Raw genomic sequence first — 15,876 nt, 5'->3', positions numbered from 1 at the left:
ACCCCTTCTTCCATACCTTCAAGAGAGGTTTTTTCAGTGAGATTAAATGTTGGTGGGGCCGCCGGGATTTGAACCCGGGTCTCCGGCACCCCAAGCCGGGAGGATAGACCAAGCTACCCCACGGCCCCGCCCAGAATTGCGGTTTTTTAGTAGACTCTATACACCATTACCTGGTCGATGAGCTCCACGTGGCTGAGGAGCGTTCTCCTGCAGCAGTACCTCTCGACGCCGAGGTCGTCGAGGACCTTGGCGGGGTCTTCCCCGGCCTCAACCCTCTTCTTGAACTCGTAGTACTTGTCGGCCAGCACCTTTCCGCAGGTGAAGCACCTGACGGGGACTATCATCTTTCATACACCCCAAATTGTTAAAGGGAGAGAGTTCAACGGTAGGACTTCTGCCTCTTGGCCCTTGGGCCCTTGGTGGAGCGATTGGGCTTGTGGGGCTCGGTCCTCCTGCTGTCGCCAACGAGCATAGTCCTGTCGTACTTCATAAACTTTTCCTTCAGGTTCATGTCGTTGGTCCACTCAACGAGGGCCCTGGCTATGGCGACGCGCGCGGCCTCGGCCTGGCCCATGAAGCCTCCGCCCTCGACCTTGACGTCGATGTCAACCTTGCCCACAATCTCCTCACCAGCAAGGATGAGCGGCTCCATGATGGTGAAGCGCGCTATCTCGGGCTCGATTATCTCGACGGGCTTGTGGTTGATTCTCACCCTTCCCTTTCCTTCCCTTATGGTGGCCCTCGCTATAGCGGTTTTCCTCTTTCCAGCAGTCTGGATGACCCTCATCTTTCTCACCTCAGAACTTTCCACCGAGGAACTTAGCCACTTCACCAACGGTGACGTACTTCGGCGTGGCAAGCCTCGACATGTGGGCCTCGCTTATGGTCTCAAGCTCCTTGCCCTCGAACTCCTTGGGAACGCCGACGTAGACCTTAAGCCTCTTGAAGGCCTTCCTCCCGCGGTCGGTCTTCCAGGGGAGCATGCCCCTGACGGTTCTCCTGACTATCTCGTCGCTCCTCTTCGGGTAGAACGGACCCCTCCTCGGGTTGGTCCTGGTTCTGAGCTCGGTCCTCTGCTTGTACTTGGCGAAGATGTCCTCACGGTTTCCGGTGATGACGGCCTTCTCGGCGTTGACTATGACGACCTCTTCGCCCTCGAGGAGCATCTTGGCAACCTTCGAGGCGAGCCTTCCGAGTATGAGTCCTTCAGCGTTAATAATCCTCATGGCCCATCACTCCATTATGATTACTCCACTACCCTTCGGGTTTCTCTCCATAAGCTCCTCGATGGTGATGGCCTCGCCACCGGCCTCGACAATCTTCTTCCTGGCGGTCTCGCTGAACTTCCAGGCGGCAACGGTGACCTTGTGCTCAAGCCTTCCTGCACCGAGGACGCTTCCCGGAACGATGACGGTGTCGCCCTCTTTGGTGTAGCGGTTTATCTTGCTGACGTTAACTTCGGCCCTCTGCCTCCTCGGCCTCTCAAGGCGCCAGGCGATGTCCTTCCAAATCTTAACTCCTTCCTCGTTCGACTTCTTCCTGAGTGCCCGAATGAGCCTTCTCAGGTTGATGTCAGTAGGACCGGTTCTCTTGACCATGAACATACCTCCTCTCAACGCTCTCGCAGGGAAACCGACAGGTGGACGGGGTGAGCATTATGGTGCGGGGGCGGGGATTTGAACCCCGGAACCCCTACGGGACGGGACCCTGAATCCCGCGCCTTTGGCCAGGCTCGGCTACCCCCGCGTCAGTCGGCTAATTTATGGAGTTCGTTTATAAATCTATCGCTCTTCCTCATGAGTATCTTGAGCGCTATGCTAACGATTTCCTCAACGGGGAGTTCTCCGTTTGTCTCCACCGTAAAGACAAATGCCCCGGGCACTACCTCTTCGCGGATCTTGTCGCCCTCGTAGGCCTCGAACTTCCTCGGCAGATAGAAAGCCTTCGTGGTGGTTATGACCAGCTCGTCCTCGGTCTCTTCAACGGGAAGGCCGCGCCTCTCTGCGAGCTCCTTGAGCTCCCCCCAGTCGGGAACTTCCTTGCTGACGTGGATTTTCGTGAGGTACTTGTAGTAGACAAAGCCCGGCTGCCACTTGGCATGGTCCTTACCGCGGCCGAGTCTGGCGTAGGCGTTGAGCGTAAGCCGCTGCCCCTCAGCAAGCTTGACTATCGGTATGTTCGGGTTCGCGGGCTTTACCCCCTCGTCACTGCTCTTAAGGTCGCCGGAGTAGACCATACCCGGCCCCTCAATTTCGAGGGAGAGCGTGACAGTGTAGTCGTCAAGTTCAAGCGAATCGAGCGAAAACCTCTCGACGGGCGTTGTGAGCGGAACCATAGCCAGCCTGTGGGCGATTATCTCGTCGAAAAGGGCGGAATCGTTCTCAAAGAACTCGACCTCGTCAACCGCAAAGGTCGGAACCTCCGCCAAAATAGTCCTCCTGAGGGCGTTGGCGAAGGCAACATCTATGCCTCTGACGATGAACTTTATCGAGTCCTCCCTCTTTTCAAGAATTTCAAACTTCGGCTCCATTTGCATCACCAAAAAAGAAGTTGTAGGGGTCAGACGCGCCTTCCGCGCCTACCGCCCTTGGGCCTGGTTCCGTCGTGCGGTATGGGCGTGACGTCCTCGACGCGCCCAATCTTAAGGCCAGCCCTGGCGAGGGCCCTAATGGCAGCCTGGGCACCCGGACCGGGGCTCTTGCTCTTGCTTCCTCCGGGGGCGCGGACCTTGATGTGGACTCCAACGAAGCCCTTCTCCATGGCCTCCTCGGCGGCCCTCCTGGCGGCAATCATAGCCGCGTAGGGAGAGGGCTCGTCCCTGTCGGCCTTGACGACCATACCACCGCTCCAGCGGGAGACGGTTTCCGCGCCGGTTATGTCGGTGATGTGGATGATGGTGTTGTTGTAAGAGGAGTAAATGTGGGCAACTCCCCACTTCTCCTTCTTCTTAAGGCTAACCTGCTGGGTCTGCTCCTCGCTCATGCCTCACCACCCTGCTTGGCCTGTTCAATAACAACCCTCTCCGGGTGGGACTCCTTAGCGAAGGGTGAGTTCTTAGCGTAGGTTATCGTGTCCTCCTCCTCGCGGAGGACGAGGTAGCCAGGTGAGCGGATTATCTGGCCGTTGACCTCGATGTGGCCGTGGACTATGAGCTGCCTGGCCTGCTTGATGGTCCTGGCGAGCCCCTTCTTGTAGACGATGGTCTGGAGGCGCCTCTCAAGGACGTCCTCGACGGTGAGTGAGAGAACGTCATCAAGAACGGCGTCGGCCGGGAGAAGGCCGAGCCTGTGGAGCCTCTGGAGGAGCTGCTGCCTCTCGATTTCGGCCTGCTTACCGCGGGCGGCGAGAAGGCGCCTCGCCCTACGCCTGAACTCCTTGAGCTGGGTCTCGTGGCGCCAGAGCTCCTTCTTGTTCTTGAGGGCGTACTTCCTCTTCAGAACCCTCTCGCGGTCAAGCCTCTCCTTAATCCACGGGTGAGAGGGAGTCTCATACTTCTTTCTCTGCCTCTTCGGGTCTCCCATTTACACCACCTCACTTCTTCCTCCTGCTAACACCGACCGTAGTTCCGTGCCTGAAGTTCGACCTGGTTCTCTGACCGCGAACCGGCAGTCCGAGCTCGTGCCTTATACCGCGGTAAGCCCTGATGCGCCTGAGCCTGTTGACGTCCTCACGCCAGGCCATAACGAGCTTGGCGGTAATGAGGTGCATGTCCTTACCGGTCTCGTAGTCCTTCGGCCTGTTGACGGCCCAAGCCGGGATTCCGTGGGCAACGGGATCCTCAAGTATCTTCTCGATCAGCTTGACCTGCTCGTCGGTGAGGTATCCGGCCTTCATGTAGGGGTCGAGTCCTGCAACCCTGAGCACCATCGTTGCGAAGTTTATCCCTATTCCCTTAATCCCTGTCAGTGCCCATCTCAACTGCTTGTGTCCATCCAAATCAACGCCCGCAACGCGGACTATGTGCCTGAAGTTCTCGGTCATTATCAACACACCTCCCAATCCCTCTTGGGAATCAAAGGGATTTTGGCGCCGGGACGGGGATTTGAACCCCGGCGGGCAAACGCCCACGGGCTCTCAAGGCCCGCGCCTTCCCAGGCTAGGCAATCCCGGCGTACACGCGGTAACCGCTCCCCTTGGCGAGTTCTCTCACTTCGGTGAAGGTCTCCTCCATGAGGGCCTTAATATACTTTGCCCCCTGCTTCGTCTTAATCACCAGCTGCAGGAGGCCACCATCGTTGAGATGCAGGGGAGCGTTTATAACTATTTCCCTCAGCACATCCTTTCCCGCGTGCACGGGGGGATTGGTGATGATTGCCTCAAATTTCTCGCCTTTAACGGGCTCGTAGAGACTGCCCCATCTAACTTCGGCGTTTCTAACGCCGTTGATTTTTAAGTTTTTCCTCGCTATGCTAACTGCGCGCCTGTTCACGTCGGTCATGACGACGTAGTCGACGAAGCGCGATGCAACTATCCCGATTGCCCCGTATCCACAGCCTAAATCCAGAACGCGCCAGTTCCTATCGAGAACCATGTTCTCTATGAGAAGTTCCGTGCCCCTGTCGAGCTTCCCGAAGGAGAAGACACCGCTCGCTGTAATGAACTTGAAGCAGTAACCCCTAATGCAGACCTCTATCGTCTTCGTCTTCAGCGGAACGTTTGGCTCCTCGGAGTAGTAGTGGCTCATGTGCGGTGCTTCGTTGAGGGGTTTATCAACCTTTGCTTGCGCAAAGCTTGACCAAAGAGTGTCCTCCTTATTAATGGGCAAAAGGTCAATTGTGCACTAACAAAAGAGCAATCTGAGAGGGTTAAATCAAACTAGTTACCCTGAGATACACAGAAAACCCCAATAAAAATCAGCAAAAAATTCTAAAAAGACACTAACTCTTCCGCCGGCGCTGAAGCTTTTGGAAAGCTTCCATGGGATCTCTCACTTAGAGGAAACCAGCCAGTCCTCCCACCATGAACCCTTCACGTCTTTGGAAACCCCGTAATCCCACAGGAGCAGGCGAGTCTTGGAGTCGATGAGAAGTTTGAGAGTGGCATCTTCAGTTTCCGCTTTCACTATGATACATTCTCTCCCGTTTATAGTCCTCACATCCTCCACAGTGAGATTGGCACAGCATAGCCTTAGGGTGTAGCCCTTTTCAGCCTTTAGTCGCTCGAATACGGGAGAGTAGGGGTATCCAATCCTAAAGAGCTCGACCTCAGCCCGTTCCCCTTCAACGAAGATTGAACCATCAGATTGATAGACAATGGAGTTTGAGCCAACTATCTCAGCTCGGTTTTCTCCTTTAGAAATCGAGTAATCGGGCGCCCGCCATTCGATTTTAAACCTCTCAAGGATTTTAGTAGTGTTTCCCTCCCGGGTTATGATGAAGGTTCTCGTCGAGTTCTGGACGAGTGTCTTCCCAGAGTATTCTCGGGCTTTGTATACGAGAGTCATGTTCGGACCTATTGAGTCAAGACCCGTTGCATTGAACTTTATCTGGGGTTCCATCGTATTACCAGAATCTCGAACATGGAGGTAATAAGTTCCACCAGCAATTAACAGAAAAACAAGAAGAAGGGCAGAGTATAGAGTCTTAGAGCGCTTCACGCTAACCACCTCAGCATTTATCGTGCCAGCGCTTCAGACAGCACCTTAATTAATCGTTATCAAGAATTTTACTACACACAGATTTTTCTGCTGCTACTAAAGATCCGAACCGGGTGATTTCGAGAAATGCCTAATAGAGAAGTTGCTAGATTTAAATAGGTTTTCCAAACCTTCTTTCACATCCCCCACCCTTCCTGCTAGATAAACCCTGCCCGCGCTTAGCACCACCGCGTAATCCGCCAGTGGCAGCAGGGGCTCCCATATATGGGAAATTACCACGAAGCTCGTCCCTTTTTCCTTTTCTTGGGCGATAACTGAGACAATCTGCGCAACACTGTCAAAGTCTATGTTGGCCAGAGGTTCGTCGAGAAAAACCACCCTGGGATCTCCGATAAAGGCCTGGGCTATGCTCAGACGCTTGAGCATCCCTGAGGAGTACCTATCTATCCTCCTGTTCAGGAAGGCTTCCAGATTGAACATTTCAGAGACTTTGGCTATCTCTTCTTCGGCATCAACGCCTTTGCCCTCCGCAAGAAAAGACAGCCACTCCCTGCCGCTCACAAACTTTGGGAGTGCGGGAGGATCAAAAGAGGCGCCCACATTTTTTCGTACGTTCGCGTCTTTCCACGGGTTCCTTCCTAGGAGCTTTATCTCTCCCCTGGTCGGTTTGTAAAGACCCAGGGCAAGCTTCATGAACGTTGATTTCCCTCCCCCATTGGGCCCCAAGAGCAGGGTTAGGCCCTTGGGGACTTTAATATTCACATCATCGAGAGCTACGATTGGGCCGAACCTTTTCTGGAGGTTTTTTGCTTCAATTATCATCGTCCATCCCTCCAGATCAGGAAGGCCAGCGAAAGGGCAGTTAGCGAGCCCAAAATAAAGTGAGCGTTCCAGTTTTCAGTAGGGAACCCGACCTCTATGGGTTTTATAATTATTGAGCAGTGTGTCTCGGTGGAATTCAAAGAAAACTCATAGTGACCGGGATGTGGAAAAATCATGGGGACTAAATCGCTCCCATAAACCGTTATGGTATAAATGGGGATATTCTCTTCTACGTCCCTGACAAATACCTGAGTTTTATTGGAGCAGGACAGAGACACCTCAACCGAGGCTGCGGAGGGGGAGTAAACGCCCCCGTATTCACTTCCCCCTATACCGATTGAGTGATACACGAGGTCATCGGTGGAAAACCTCACTTGGAATAGCAGGGAGACAAAAATCAGGATTAAGACTGACGAAAGGAAGAATTTCAGAGTCCTCATCTAACATCCCTCCGCTCCCCTATGATGATATAGGCAATGAAAAGCACGGTGGAGAGAAAAATCAGGGTCTTGAAGGACGTTGCATAGGTGCTAAGCCCTGCTTCCCACCATTCAGTGAGGGCTGGCATCAGCCATTTAATGTTAGCCAGAACAGGGAAATATAGGGCCAAAAATGATACCATGATTGCCACGTATGTGTTTGGAGATGAAATGGCGACGAAAGATGACAGTGACACGACATAGAACGTAACGATGATGTAGAAGATGATTACAAAAGGAATACCTTCACGCAAGGCATTCAAGACACCTTCAAGAGTCCCGGAGAAGTGAAGGACAAACACAACAACATGAAGTGCCAGAGAATACACAAAAATCAGGAGGAAATTCGAAAAGAACTTGGCCGTCAAAATGGCCTTCCTTGAATACGGGAGGGCATAGATGCTCAGTGCAACTCCAGTGTCCCTCTCAGTTCTCGTGGATATTCCTACAATAGATGAGGCCATAAGAGTTGCAAAAAGGTAAAAGGTCATATTAGAGTGGCCCATTTCCACGAAAACCCTGTGTAAGTGGAAGTGAGGATAAGTGGAGGAGAAGCTACTCTTGTAACCAATGAGAAATGCTTTATATGCGGCTGAGATAAGGACGCTAAAAAGGAGGAGGACTGAGAGTTTAGTGGGCTCCTGGAGTTCATGCTTAACGAGCGCTCTCATGCATCCCACCTCCTGATTTTTACCGCCCCACAAACGGCGAGCAGAAACACGGAAAGGATAAAGACGATGAAAGAGAGCTTCGGGATTTCCACCCCGGTCAGACGTTTTGTCAGGACTAACTCCGCGTTTGTGTCTGCCAGAACCATTCCAAACCCTCCCATCTCCCCCCTGCTTCTTTTGGAGTCTTCATCAAATAGGGCCACCGATGAGAACCCAAAAGCTTCCCAGAGCGGTGATACTGGCATAAAACCCGTCACCAGAATTCCACTCGACATATCGTAGTAGATGCCGCTCATACCTTGCCACCCATTGCCAGCCACCATATTTGTCCGAATAAACAGTATGGGAGGTTTGAATGTCCTGAAAGGTGTATGAATTACGGTATCGTTAAGGATTATGCTCTTTGTAACTTTCACTTCCTGACCAAGAACACTAAACAGAACCTCTCCTTCCTGTGGAATTTTATCGGGAAGTATAAAAAGAAGGTTTTTTCCCAGAGGAGTTCCATTGTAGACTAAGACGTTATCTCTCAGGTCAATCTCAAAGACTGTCCTTCTCACAATTTTTGGAACGGCCCTTCTGATGAACTCTAAACCTTTATCTCGCTCAACCAAAACCGCATATGTATAGTTCGAGAATTCGATGGAAGCCGTTTCGTTGCAGATCCTTGCTATGCCCTTTCCCCACGTCTCGTTTTCCACGGGATACAGCCTGCAGGAGCCCATAGTTGTTGAGGGCTCTTTTCCTTCGTAAAGAGAGATTAGCTCATTTAATCTTTTGAGGGCTTCTTCGTGTGGGAGCTCAGTATAGCGCTCTTCAGTCAGGTTCTCCGCTTTTAAAACAGCCTCAACGGTGACAAGGCCATTTTCAACTTTCACCACCCTCCAGAACAGCTCACCATAGGAGCCCCTGTAAGTGGATGAATCCTGGGTTATAGCCACGGAATGCTCTCCTTCAGCCACATACTTAAAATAAACGCCCTCTTTGAGCCAGTAAGGCTGAGCGGATGTTAGTGGGGACAGCAGTATCAAAAGGAAAAACAGAAAGAGGAGGGTAGGCCGCCTCATGTTCTCACCTTTTCATCCAATTAATATCCCTCTATCCAATTAATCATTGCATTTAACTTTCCACAATCAGAGTATGCCGTTACTTCAACGTAGAGATACGCCTTACTGGGTACTGGAGACACATAGTATATGCCACAACTACCTGTCGTCCATGCATCAACATTTATGGCATAAAGCCAGGGTGGATTACTCTAACTGGCTTTTCCACAAAGAGTCAAGTGGGGGGTACCAATACCATTAGAGACATAATCATGATCACAGACTACTGGATCCCTTATTAGGGCTTCTTCTATCTCTGCCGAGGATTCCTCTTCCATACTCCGACCTGCTCCCCATGCCATGCCCATTGCTGCGGTACTCAGCACCACCCAAAGAGACACCAACAATACAACTACTCGGCGCACTTTATCACCTCTCGAAGGGTTTTCAAAAAAACTTCGCAATTATTATATATAAATTTTAGTGCTTATGTGGTAAATACAAATAAGAACAGCTTAAGATGGGTAGAGATTTAAAACAGTATTTAGGAAAGGCTGGCGAAAAGAACGCTATCCCCTCCAAAGAAGCAAAAACAATAGCAGGTGCCCGATAAGGATGCACTCTCAAACAGGGGGTTACATTTATTAAAAAATCCAAAGCGGTTCCGAGTCATTATTGGCGTCCTTCGGACGCCGTTTAAAAAGCGGAACACTCACCAAAAAGCAAAGTTGAGAACAAAACCCACTGAGAAACTTAGCGCAAGTTAAAAAAGCACTAAATCTCCCGCCGGCGCTTGCGGAGGAAGCTTTTGGAAAAAGCTTCACCAAAAGTTAGTAGCTCTTTACCCAACGGCTCAGGTAGGGTAGATTTTGTCTGTAAAATCGCACTTTTCAAAGGAGAACTCCCTTAAACAGCCCTTACAAAAGGTTTACTCTCTTTTGACGCCCTTCGGGCGTCGATTCCAAAGTTAAACCCCCACTTAAGAAGCAACTAGGAGAATTCTCATACTCAAAACTGAATCAGTAAATAAGGAAAATCCCTCAAAAGTTAACTCTGAAGTAAGGAGCTACCAACTTTGATGAAACTTTGCTTGGCAAAGTTTCTACCAGAGCTTTGGATACCAGTCCCTCGGCATGAAGACCTTGTCAACGTCAACCGCTATGCCCTTGCTCCGCTGGAGCATCTCACCGCTCGTCATCGTGGCCTTTCCGAGGGCAACCAGCTCGTCCTTGAGGGTCATTATCGCAACGAGGTCACCCTTCTTTATGCCCTTGTGGAGCTTGACTATTCCGGGGACGGCCAGGTCCGCGCCGTGCGTTACCGCCGCAACGGCGGAATCCCTAATCCAAACCTTGGGCAGGTGTTCAACCGCCTTCTCCATCGGCTGTATCGCCTTCCTGAAGTACTCCTCGATGCCGTCCTCCTTCCAGAAGTGGTAGTAGTCCACCAAATCGTGAAGCGTCACCAGCGTCTCGTCCTCCTTGAAGGGACCGCTTCTGGTACGGCGCAACTCGGCCATATGCGCTCCAACGCCCAAGGCCAGGCCTATGTGGTGGATGAGCGAACGGATGTAGGTTCCGGCCTCGACACCAACGCGGAAGAGCACGTCCCTGCCCTCAATCTCAAGCACGTCGATGTAGTAGACCTTCCTCGTCCTCAAGCGTCTCTTGACGGCACTCCTCAGAGGTGGTCTCTGGATTATCTCCCCCTGGAACTCCTTCATAACGGCGAAGATTTTGTCCTCGGGAACGTCACCGTGGAGGTGCATCAGGGCCACGTACTCCTTACCGGCAGGGAGGAGCGCCTGGACTACTCTGGTAGCCCTCTCCAGCGCCACCGGGAGGACACCGCTGACCTTGGGGTCGAGGGTTCCGCCGTGGCCGGCCTTGCTGAGGTTGAAGAGCTTCTTAATCCACGCGACAACTTCGTGGCTCGTCGGTCCGGGGGGCTTGTCGAGGTTGATTATGCCGAACTGCATGTGCATCTCAATGGACCTCTTCTCAGGGGGAAAGCCCCACTTCGGGTTCGTCTCGGCCTTCTCGTCCTTAACCAGAACCTCTCGCTTTATGTCAGCGGGAAGGATTCTCCTCACTTCGTCCCTCGCCATGAGCATCACCTACGGGTCTTCCAGCGCTTTGATAAAGTCCTCCTTGCTTATCTGAGCAAGTCTCAGGACTCCCATCAACGTACCGGCTTTTAACTCTTTGTGAAGCTCAGCTCTGGAAACTCCTCAAGGTACAGCTCAACGGCCTCTTTGAGGTTCTCAATTGCCTCTTCTATCGTCTCTCCCTGAGTGGTAACCCCTGTGAAGACCTCCCGGATGACGTAAACGCCCTCTTCCTCCCAGATGACGGCGTGGAGTTGCATCTCATCACCCCCATGGAGTTCGAGTCCAGACTTAATAAATCCACCTAATGAAGGAGTAGCTGAAAACTAACCAAACCGACGACCTCCAGAAAAGGGGAAAACGCCGTCAAGAAACTTATTGGAAGAAGAGTGAGGGAAAGCCCTCACTCAAGGCTTACGCCGGCCTCTTCGAGGGCCTTCTTTATCTCCTCGTCGGAGGCACCGCGCTCAATGTTAATCTTCTCCGGAAGGGGCTCGAGGTGCTTGACGTTCATCCTCCTGCGCTTGACCTTGTTGAGGCCAGCGCCGGTAACGAGGACGAAGTTCTTGTCGATTATGTCAGCAACGACAACCTTCTGACCGGCCCTCCTTCCGGCTATAACGACGGCAATCCTTCCGACCTCAATAGCTGGCATTCATCCCACCTCCTTAATTTTTGTTTGACCCCGCGTCACCGTCGGGGTAAAGGTGGTCGATGGCGGCCTTCACAATCGCGAAGACCCCATCGGGACCCCATTTGGCAGTGTTTATAATCAAGTCGTAAATGGACTTGTCCTCGATGTCGATACCGTAGAGGTTTAAATACCTTTTCCTGTTCTGCTTTTCCCTCTCGGCAATCTGGATGTAGGCCTCCTCAACGGAGATGCCTTCTCTCTGGGCGACCCTCTTGGCGCGCTCCATCATGGGAGCGCCGAGCCATATCTTGAGGTCAGCGTTTTTGACCATCCACCCAGCGAGGCGACCCTCAATAACGACGTTACACTCATTGGCTGCCTCGACCTGTCTCCTGTCAACCTCGCGGTCTATCTCAGGGTGGAGCTCCGCATACTTCTGGAACTCCTGGAGGGTCATACCCATTTCCTCGGCCATCTGCCGGAATATCAGTCCGGCGTAGATATGCTTGAAGCCGTAGTGCCTGGCCAGGTTCCTGCAGAGGGTGGTGGTTCCGGAACCGGCCAGACCGCTGACGGTTATTACGAGGCAGCCCTTCGGCATAGGCACACCTTCAGAGGGCTATGGCGGATCTTACCTGAGCCTTCATGACCTTCCTCATGCAGCTCGGGCAGAGGTGCGGCATCGGCCTCTCGGGCCTCTTTGCGGTCTTCGGAAGCTTCCTGAGCTCGCTCGGCCTTCCGCGCGGAACGCCGTTGAGGGGCCTTCCGCACATAGCACAGTGGGCAACCTTGGGCTTCCTCCTCTCAAAGTGGACTACAGTCCTTCCTCCCGGAGTCCTGACGTACTTCCTCCTCCATGACCTTGAGCGGTACATCGGCTTCATATCTCTCACCTCGGAACCCTTTTTAGCGGAGCGTTTTTAAATTTATCCCATGTCAAGGAGCTTTCTAAGTATCATACCCACAGCGTAGCTGGTAAGGAAGTACCATCCAACGTAACCGAGCTCGCTCGGGGGAAGGGCGGAGTGCTGCCACCTGTGGAAGAGGTCAAAGACGAAGAAGTCAAACGGTGCCTTAGCTATTGCCACTTCCACATACCATCTCCTGAGCCAGCCAAAGAATATCATGAAGAGTGGCATCGTGAGGAACATCGGCACCATCTGTTGCTTCATCAGCTCACTCTGCATTCTCATGAGCTCCAGCTGTTTCTGCTGGGCCTTCCTAATCTTCTTCTCGTCACCGCTCTTCTGGGCCTCTCTCATCTCCTTCTGGACTTCCTTGGCAAGCTCCTGGAGCTTCTTGTGCTTTTCGATGTCCGTGAAGAAGTAGTAGATCAGCGTATAGAAACCACCGATTATTGCGCCAGCTACCGTGATTACCCAGATTGGGTGGTAGTTCAGTATGAACGGCCCAAAAATGCTGTCAAGGAACTGGTATATCCCCTCAATCATACTCGCTCACCGCCAGGTCAAGTACTTGGACGAGCTCATTAACGGCCTCCTCCAGACCCTTATCCTCATGGTTCTCAATTATCTTTATGAGGGCGTTAGAGTGCATCGCATAGCTTATCGCCGCCGCCCTGTTGAGGTCCTGATGCCTCTCAATCTGCTCCTCGGTCTCGACGTCCCTGTCCCTCTTGAGGTCGCGGAGACGCCTTCCGAGTATCTCGCTCGGCGTCGCCTCAATTATCACGATAAAGTTGGGGTTTATAACCTCAATAACCTCCCTGGGGAAACCAAGGAGATAACCAACTGGCGTTTTGATTGTCGCGTGGGTGTCGAGCAAAACGGGCTCTTCGCGGGCTATTTCAACGACCTTCTGCGCGGCCTTGAGCTGGAGCTCCTTCTGGGTCGCTGGGTCAAGCTTCCTCATCTCATCTCTGTGCTTGACAAGGCCCGCCCTAACCGCCTCCTCGAACATTAGGTCTCCGAAGTTGACGAGCCTGAACTTGGCCCTGGTTCTCTTGAGGGCAAGCTTTGTGATGGTGCTCTTACCAACTCCTGGAATGCCTGTGATCATGACTACAAAGGGCATAGCTCTCACCCAGGGAGTTCTGGTAAGGTAAGGAAAAGCGGGCTTAAAAGGTTTTGCAAAAAAGAAAGGGTCACTTGGCAAAGAACCTTCTCAGGGCCGGGAACATCTCAGTCGCCTGCTCCCTGGCTACTTCCTCGTAGAACCTGTAGAGTATACCGACGGTAAGGAGGATTCCGGTTCCGGTACCCAAGGCCCCAAGGAAGTCCGCGAGCACTGCGACCAGTGCGAGAGTAAACGAACCCCAGAATGTAACGTACGGGATGTAGCGCTGAAGGACCCTCTCAAGTATCCTCGGGTCGCGCCTGAAGCCCGGAATCTGGAGTCCCGCGCGCTGGAGCTGTCTGGCAATGCTCCTGGCATCGAGGCCGGTCAGCTCAACCCAGAGAAAACCGAAGATGAGTGCCCAGAATATCGTCATCACTGCGTAGACAATGGCCCTTACGGGGTCGTTTACGACGTGGAAGATGTCCCTCGGCGGGTAGAGGTAGGTCACGAAACCGCTTACCGGGTAGCCGTTCTCACCGAAAGTTCCCAGTACGGTTATGCCGTAGTTGTTGAGGAGCCTGGCCCAGAGCTGGATGTTTGCGTAGAGTGCCATGGTGAGGATAATCGGGATGTTGCTGACGTACATGAACCTTATCGGGTACCTCCCGCGGACGGTGACGCGACCGTAGCTGAGCGGTATCTCAACGCGCATGCTCTCCAGGTAAACGACCACGAGGAACACCACTATAGTGCCAAGTAGCCTGACGATATCGGGAAGGGTTCCTCCGCGGTATATTGCACCGGTTATGTCGCCGTGGATCAAGTGCTGGATGAAGGCGGGAATTGCACCGACCAGTGCAGGCTCACCGGTGAGCGGGTCAATGTACTCAGTGCTCGGTATAGGAGCGAGAGCCTTGTAAATGACGGTCTGGGAAACTCCAGCGGCGATGAAGAGGCTGATACCGCTGCCTATTCCCCACTTGCTAACGAGCTCGTCAAGGAGTATGAGCATGGTGGACGCAAAGCCAAGCTGGAGGATTATCAGGATTGCAAGGCCCAGCCCAATGTAGACTAACCCGCTGGGAGTGGTAACGGTCTGGAACGCACCTATCCCGGTGTTGACCTTACCAAATGCACCGGCGAAGACGTAGATAGCCGCCTCGAAAAAGCTCATGAACACAGCGAACAGCTTCTGGGCGGCCTGGTAAAACCTCCTGTCCTCAGGATTTGAGAGGTCGAGCCTAACTATCTCAGAACCAACGAGAAGCTGCATGATTATACTCGCGGTAACGATTGGACCGATACCCAGCGTTAAAAGCGAACCGCTCTTACCGGCGAGAACGAAGCGGAGCGTTGCGAAGTAATCCTGAACCCTGGGTGGGATTCCATACAGCGGGATTTCAGCAAGTATGAAGTACAACAGCAGTGCTATTCCAGTCCACATGAACTTCTCTTTGAGCGGAACGTGCCTCTTCGGCCTTTCAACCTCGGGGAAATAGCGCTCAATAGCGTATACAATGTCCCTTACCTTTCCCATAGCCGACACCCGCCAAAAGTTGAAAGAAATCAGGCGAGGAGAACCTCGCCGCCAGCGGCCTTAATCTTCTCCTCGGCCTTGGGAGTCACGTAGTGGGCCTTGACGACTATGGCCCTAGTGAGCTTTCCGGTACCGAGAACCTTATCAACGCCGAGCTGGGTGGCGTCGAAGACGAGCTTTCCTTCCTCCTCGTAGATGACGCCCATGTCCTTGAAGAGCTCGAAGTTCTCGTCGATGTCGCTCAGGTTGATGACCTTGGGGATGTACTGAACGGCCTTGGGCCTGTGGAAGCCGCGCTTGCCGAGGTGGTCGGGGGCGTACTTGATGGTCCAGGTGAACTTCTGGTCCTTCCTTTTACCCGTGCCCGCCATACCGCGGCCGCCCTTGCTTCCGCCGCCGCGGTGCTTCTTCTTGCACCCCCATCCGTGAGTGTGACTCCCGCGAAGCTTCCTAACCTTCTTCCTCCTCCTAATCATCTCTCGCCACCTCAGAGCATTCTCTCAATGAGCTCGTTAATCTTCTCGCCCCTGTAGCCGAGGGCACCGCCCTCCTTGAAGGAGCGCTTCTTGCTTCCCTTGAGACCTCCCCTCGGCGGGTGGAGCCTGAAGACGGGCTTGATGTTTGGCAAATCCCTGAGCTTCATCTCGCCGTTGATGACCTTCTCGGCGAACTCCTCAAGGCTAATTCCAAGCTTCTCCTGGACGTACTCATCGGTAATCGGCTTGTTGCCGACGAGCCTGCCCCTCTTCCTGAGGAGCTTGACGAGGGTCTCTTTGTCTATCTCGCCCCAGGTGATGTAGTCCTTGACCTTCTGTATCATTCCGCGGTAGCTCGGGGTGTCGTCGACTATGACGAGGTGGTTAATCCTGTGAAGGCGAAGCATGGCGAGGGTGTCCCTAACCTCGCCCCTCGCCCTAATCCCGCTCCTAAGCCTTATGAGTGCAAGCTTTGCCATCTTCTCTCAC

24 protein-coding genes and 3 tRNA genes are annotated in these 15,876 nt (G+C 53.0%); all 27 read right to left on the bottom strand.

The features are described from left to right. Positions 1-50: 50 nt before the first annotated feature. A tRNA-Pro gene (locus ACZ5ER_RS04305) sits at positions 51-128 on the bottom strand. Positions 129-146: 18 nt separating this feature from the next. After that, a complete protein-coding gene (locus tag ACZ5ER_RS04300; protein WP_050002770.1) occupies positions 147-344 on the bottom strand; it encodes a DNA-directed RNA polymerase subunit N in 198 nt (65 codons plus the stop codon). Positions 345-379: 35 nt separating this feature from the next. Continuing rightward, positions 380-787, bottom strand: a complete 408-nt coding sequence (locus ACZ5ER_RS04295) for a 30S ribosomal protein S9 (protein WP_050002769.1) — start codon at positions 785-787, stop codon at positions 380-382. Between the two features lie 10 nt (positions 788-797). Beyond that, positions 798-1,226, bottom strand: a complete 429-nt coding sequence (gene rplM, locus ACZ5ER_RS04290; protein WP_050002768.1) for a 50S ribosomal protein L13 — start codon at positions 1,224-1,226, stop codon at positions 798-800. Between the two features lie 6 nt (positions 1,227-1,232). Then, positions 1,233-1,598 (bottom strand): 50S ribosomal protein L18e, encoded by a 366-nt coding sequence (locus ACZ5ER_RS04285; protein WP_050002767.1) that lies wholly within the window; start codon positions 1,596-1,598, stop codon positions 1,233-1,235. Between the two features lie 60 nt (positions 1,599-1,658). Beyond that, positions 1,659-1,746: transfer RNA gene (locus ACZ5ER_RS04280), tRNA-Leu, on the bottom strand. Between the two features lies 1 nt (position 1,747). Beyond that, positions 1,748-2,530 carry a DNA-directed RNA polymerase subunit D gene (locus ACZ5ER_RS04275; protein WP_464934867.1) on the bottom strand — a complete coding sequence of 261 codons (783 nt, stop codon included), beginning with the start codon at positions 2,528-2,530 and terminating at the stop codon, positions 1,748-1,750. Positions 2,531-2,559: 29 nt separating this feature from the next. Continuing rightward, complete coding sequence (locus ACZ5ER_RS04270; protein ID WP_050002765.1) at positions 2,560-2,982, bottom strand: 30S ribosomal protein S11; 423 nt, start codon at positions 2,980-2,982, stop codon at positions 2,560-2,562. Then, positions 2,979-3,521: a 30S ribosomal protein S4 gene (locus ACZ5ER_RS04265; protein WP_050002764.1), complete on the bottom strand. Its 543-nt coding sequence runs from the start codon at positions 3,519-3,521 to the stop codon at positions 2,979-2,981. Before ACZ5ER_RS04265 ends, ACZ5ER_RS04270 begins: the two co-directional genes overlap by 4 nt. Positions 3,522-3,531: 10 nt before the next feature. Further along, entirely contained in the window at positions 3,532-3,981 is a 450-nt protein-coding gene (locus ACZ5ER_RS04260) for a 30S ribosomal protein S13 (RefSeq protein WP_050003941.1), read from the bottom strand. A 43-nt stretch (positions 3,982-4,024) separates the two neighbouring features. Beyond that, positions 4,025-4,111: transfer RNA gene (locus tag ACZ5ER_RS04255), tRNA-Ser, on the bottom strand. Further along, a complete protein-coding gene (locus ACZ5ER_RS04250; RefSeq protein WP_464934866.1) occupies positions 4,097-4,684 on the bottom strand; it encodes a class I SAM-dependent methyltransferase in 588 nt (195 codons plus the stop codon). The genes ACZ5ER_RS04255 and ACZ5ER_RS04250 overlap by 15 nt, the downstream gene beginning before the upstream one ends. A gap of 243 nt (positions 4,685-4,927) precedes the next feature. Further along, entirely contained in the window at positions 4,928-5,596 is a 669-nt protein-coding gene (locus tag ACZ5ER_RS04245; RefSeq protein WP_050002763.1) for a hypothetical protein, read from the bottom strand. Positions 5,597-5,692: 96 nt separating this feature from the next. After that, positions 5,693-6,418, bottom strand: coding sequence for an ABC transporter ATP-binding protein (locus ACZ5ER_RS04240; RefSeq protein ID WP_464934865.1), 726 nt, complete (start codon positions 6,416-6,418; stop codon positions 5,693-5,695). Continuing rightward, positions 6,415-6,858: a hypothetical protein gene (locus tag ACZ5ER_RS04235; protein WP_050002762.1), complete on the bottom strand. Its 444-nt coding sequence runs from the start codon at positions 6,856-6,858 to the stop codon at positions 6,415-6,417. The genes ACZ5ER_RS04240 and ACZ5ER_RS04235 overlap by 4 nt, the downstream gene beginning before the upstream one ends. Further along, positions 6,855-7,568 carry an ABC transporter permease gene (locus ACZ5ER_RS04230; RefSeq protein ID WP_050002761.1) on the bottom strand — a complete coding sequence of 238 codons (714 nt, stop codon included), beginning with the start codon at positions 7,566-7,568 and terminating at the stop codon, positions 6,855-6,857. Before ACZ5ER_RS04230 ends, ACZ5ER_RS04235 begins: the two co-directional genes overlap by 4 nt. Then, the gene (locus ACZ5ER_RS04225; protein WP_464934864.1) at positions 7,565-8,635 is read right to left on the bottom strand and encodes a hypothetical protein; all 1,071 of its coding nucleotides are present in this window, start codon (positions 8,633-8,635) and stop codon (positions 7,565-7,567) included. Before ACZ5ER_RS04225 ends, ACZ5ER_RS04230 begins: the two co-directional genes overlap by 4 nt. A gap of 1,081 nt (positions 8,636-9,716) precedes the next feature. Then, a complete protein-coding gene (locus ACZ5ER_RS04220) occupies positions 9,717-10,721 on the bottom strand; it encodes an RNA-guided pseudouridylation complex pseudouridine synthase subunit Cbf5 (RefSeq protein WP_464935098.1) in 1,005 nt (334 codons plus the stop codon). 89 nt (positions 10,722-10,810) lie between these two features. Continuing rightward, on the bottom strand, positions 10,811-10,981 hold the full coding sequence (locus ACZ5ER_RS04215) for a type II toxin-antitoxin system HicB family antitoxin (protein ID WP_144244822.1): 171 nt from the start codon (positions 10,979-10,981) through the stop codon (positions 10,811-10,813). Positions 10,982-11,124: 143 nt separating this feature from the next. Further along, on the bottom strand, positions 11,125-11,376 hold the full coding sequence (locus ACZ5ER_RS04210; protein ID WP_050002758.1) for a 50S ribosomal protein L14e: 252 nt from the start codon (positions 11,374-11,376) through the stop codon (positions 11,125-11,127). 13 nt (positions 11,377-11,389) lie between these two features. Beyond that, positions 11,390-11,956 carry a (d)CMP kinase gene (gene cmk, locus ACZ5ER_RS04205; RefSeq protein WP_050002757.1) on the bottom strand — a complete coding sequence of 189 codons (567 nt, stop codon included), beginning with the start codon at positions 11,954-11,956 and terminating at the stop codon, positions 11,390-11,392. Between the two features lie 10 nt (positions 11,957-11,966). Next, on the bottom strand, positions 11,967-12,239 hold the full coding sequence (locus tag ACZ5ER_RS04200) for a 50S ribosomal protein L34e (RefSeq protein WP_050002756.1): 273 nt from the start codon (positions 12,237-12,239) through the stop codon (positions 11,967-11,969). 42 nt (positions 12,240-12,281) lie between these two features. Continuing rightward, positions 12,282-12,806: a DUF106 domain-containing protein gene (locus ACZ5ER_RS04195; RefSeq protein ID WP_050002755.1), complete on the bottom strand. Its 525-nt coding sequence runs from the start codon at positions 12,804-12,806 to the stop codon at positions 12,282-12,284. Beyond that, entirely contained in the window at positions 12,799-13,389 is a 591-nt protein-coding gene (locus ACZ5ER_RS04190; RefSeq protein WP_050002754.1) for an adenylate kinase, read from the bottom strand. The genes ACZ5ER_RS04195 and ACZ5ER_RS04190 overlap by 8 nt, the downstream gene beginning before the upstream one ends. A gap of 70 nt (positions 13,390-13,459) precedes the next feature. Further along, on the bottom strand, positions 13,460-14,911 hold the full coding sequence (gene secY, locus ACZ5ER_RS04185) for a preprotein translocase subunit SecY (protein ID WP_050002753.1): 1,452 nt from the start codon (positions 14,909-14,911) through the stop codon (positions 13,460-13,462). 29 nt (positions 14,912-14,940) lie between these two features. Continuing rightward, the gene (locus tag ACZ5ER_RS04180) at positions 14,941-15,387 is read right to left on the bottom strand and encodes an uL15m family ribosomal protein (RefSeq protein ID WP_464934862.1); all 447 of its coding nucleotides are present in this window, start codon (positions 15,385-15,387) and stop codon (positions 14,941-14,943) included. A gap of 11 nt (positions 15,388-15,398) precedes the next feature. Next, positions 15,399-15,866, bottom strand: coding sequence for a 50S ribosomal protein L30 (locus ACZ5ER_RS04175; protein ID WP_050002751.1), 468 nt, complete (start codon positions 15,864-15,866; stop codon positions 15,399-15,401). Positions 15,867-15,876: the final 10 nt, after the last annotated feature.

The sequence above is a fragment of the Thermococcus marinus genome, assembly GCF_055389025.1.
This window is presented reverse-complemented; position numbering and strand designations above follow the sequence as displayed.

Coding starts and splice junctions, on each gene's coding strand:
- ACZ5ER_RS04300 (WP_050002770.1), bottom strand. CDS start 344: ATGATAGTCCCCGTCAGGTGCTTCACCTGCGGAAAGGTGCTGGCCGAC.
- ACZ5ER_RS04295 (WP_050002769.1), bottom strand. CDS start 787: ATGAGGGTCATCCAGACTGCTGGAAAGAGGAAAACCGCTATAGCGAGG.
- rplM (WP_050002768.1), bottom strand. CDS start 1,226: ATGAGGATTATTAACGCTGAAGGACTCATACTCGGAAGGCTCGCCTCG.
- ACZ5ER_RS04285 (WP_050002767.1), bottom strand. CDS start 1,598: ATGGTCAAGAGAACCGGTCCTACTGACATCAACCTGAGAAGGCTCATT.
- ACZ5ER_RS04275 (WP_464934867.1), bottom strand. CDS start 2,530: ATGGAGCCGAAGTTTGAAATTCTTGAAAAGAGGGAGGACTCGATAAAG.
- ACZ5ER_RS04270 (WP_050002765.1), bottom strand. CDS start 2,982: ATGAGCGAGGAGCAGACCCAGCAGGTTAGCCTTAAGAAGAAGGAGAAG.
- ACZ5ER_RS04265 (WP_050002764.1), bottom strand. CDS start 3,521: ATGGGAGACCCGAAGAGGCAGAGAAAGAAGTATGAGACTCCCTCTCAC.
- ACZ5ER_RS04260 (WP_050003941.1), bottom strand. CDS start 3,981: ATGACCGAGAACTTCAGGCACATAGTCCGCGTTGCGGGCGTTGATTTG.
- ACZ5ER_RS04250 (WP_464934866.1), bottom strand. CDS start 4,684: ATGAGCCACTACTACTCCGAGGAGCCAAACGTTCCGCTGAAGACGAAG.
- ACZ5ER_RS04240 (WP_464934865.1), bottom strand. CDS start 6,418: ATGATAATTGAAGCAAAAAACCTCCAGAAAAGGTTCGGCCCAATCGTA.
- ACZ5ER_RS04235 (WP_050002762.1), bottom strand. CDS start 6,858: ATGAGGACTCTGAAATTCTTCCTTTCGTCAGTCTTAATCCTGATTTTT.
- ACZ5ER_RS04230 (WP_050002761.1), bottom strand. CDS start 7,568: ATGAGAGCGCTCGTTAAGCATGAACTCCAGGAGCCCACTAAACTCTCA.
- ACZ5ER_RS04225 (WP_464934864.1), bottom strand. CDS start 8,635: ATGAGGCGGCCTACCCTCCTCTTTCTGTTTTTCCTTTTGATACTGCTG.
- ACZ5ER_RS04220 (WP_464935098.1), bottom strand. CDS start 10,721: ATGGCGAGGGACGAAGTGAGGAGAATCCTTCCCGCTGACATAAAGCGA.
- ACZ5ER_RS04215 (WP_144244822.1), bottom strand. CDS start 10,981: ATGCAACTCCACGCCGTCATCTGGGAGGAAGAGGGCGTTTACGTCATC.
- ACZ5ER_RS04210 (WP_050002758.1), bottom strand. CDS start 11,376: ATGCCAGCTATTGAGGTCGGAAGGATTGCCGTCGTTATAGCCGGAAGG.
- cmk (WP_050002757.1), bottom strand. CDS start 11,956: ATGCCGAAGGGCTGCCTCGTAATAACCGTCAGCGGTCTGGCCGGTTCC.
- ACZ5ER_RS04200 (WP_050002756.1), bottom strand. CDS start 12,239: ATGAAGCCGATGTACCGCTCAAGGTCATGGAGGAGGAAGTACGTCAGG.
- ACZ5ER_RS04195 (WP_050002755.1), bottom strand. CDS start 12,806: ATGATTGAGGGGATATACCAGTTCCTTGACAGCATTTTTGGGCCGTTC.
- ACZ5ER_RS04190 (WP_050002754.1), bottom strand. CDS start 13,389: ATGCCCTTTGTAGTCATGATCACAGGCATTCCAGGAGTTGGTAAGAGC.
- secY (WP_050002753.1), bottom strand. CDS start 14,911: ATGGGAAAGGTAAGGGACATTGTATACGCTATTGAGCGCTATTTCCCC.
- ACZ5ER_RS04180 (WP_464934862.1), bottom strand. CDS start 15,387: ATGATTAGGAGGAGGAAGAAGGTTAGGAAGCTTCGCGGGAGTCACACT.
- ACZ5ER_RS04175 (WP_050002751.1), bottom strand. CDS start 15,866: ATGGCAAAGCTTGCACTCATAAGGCTTAGGAGCGGGATTAGGGCGAGG.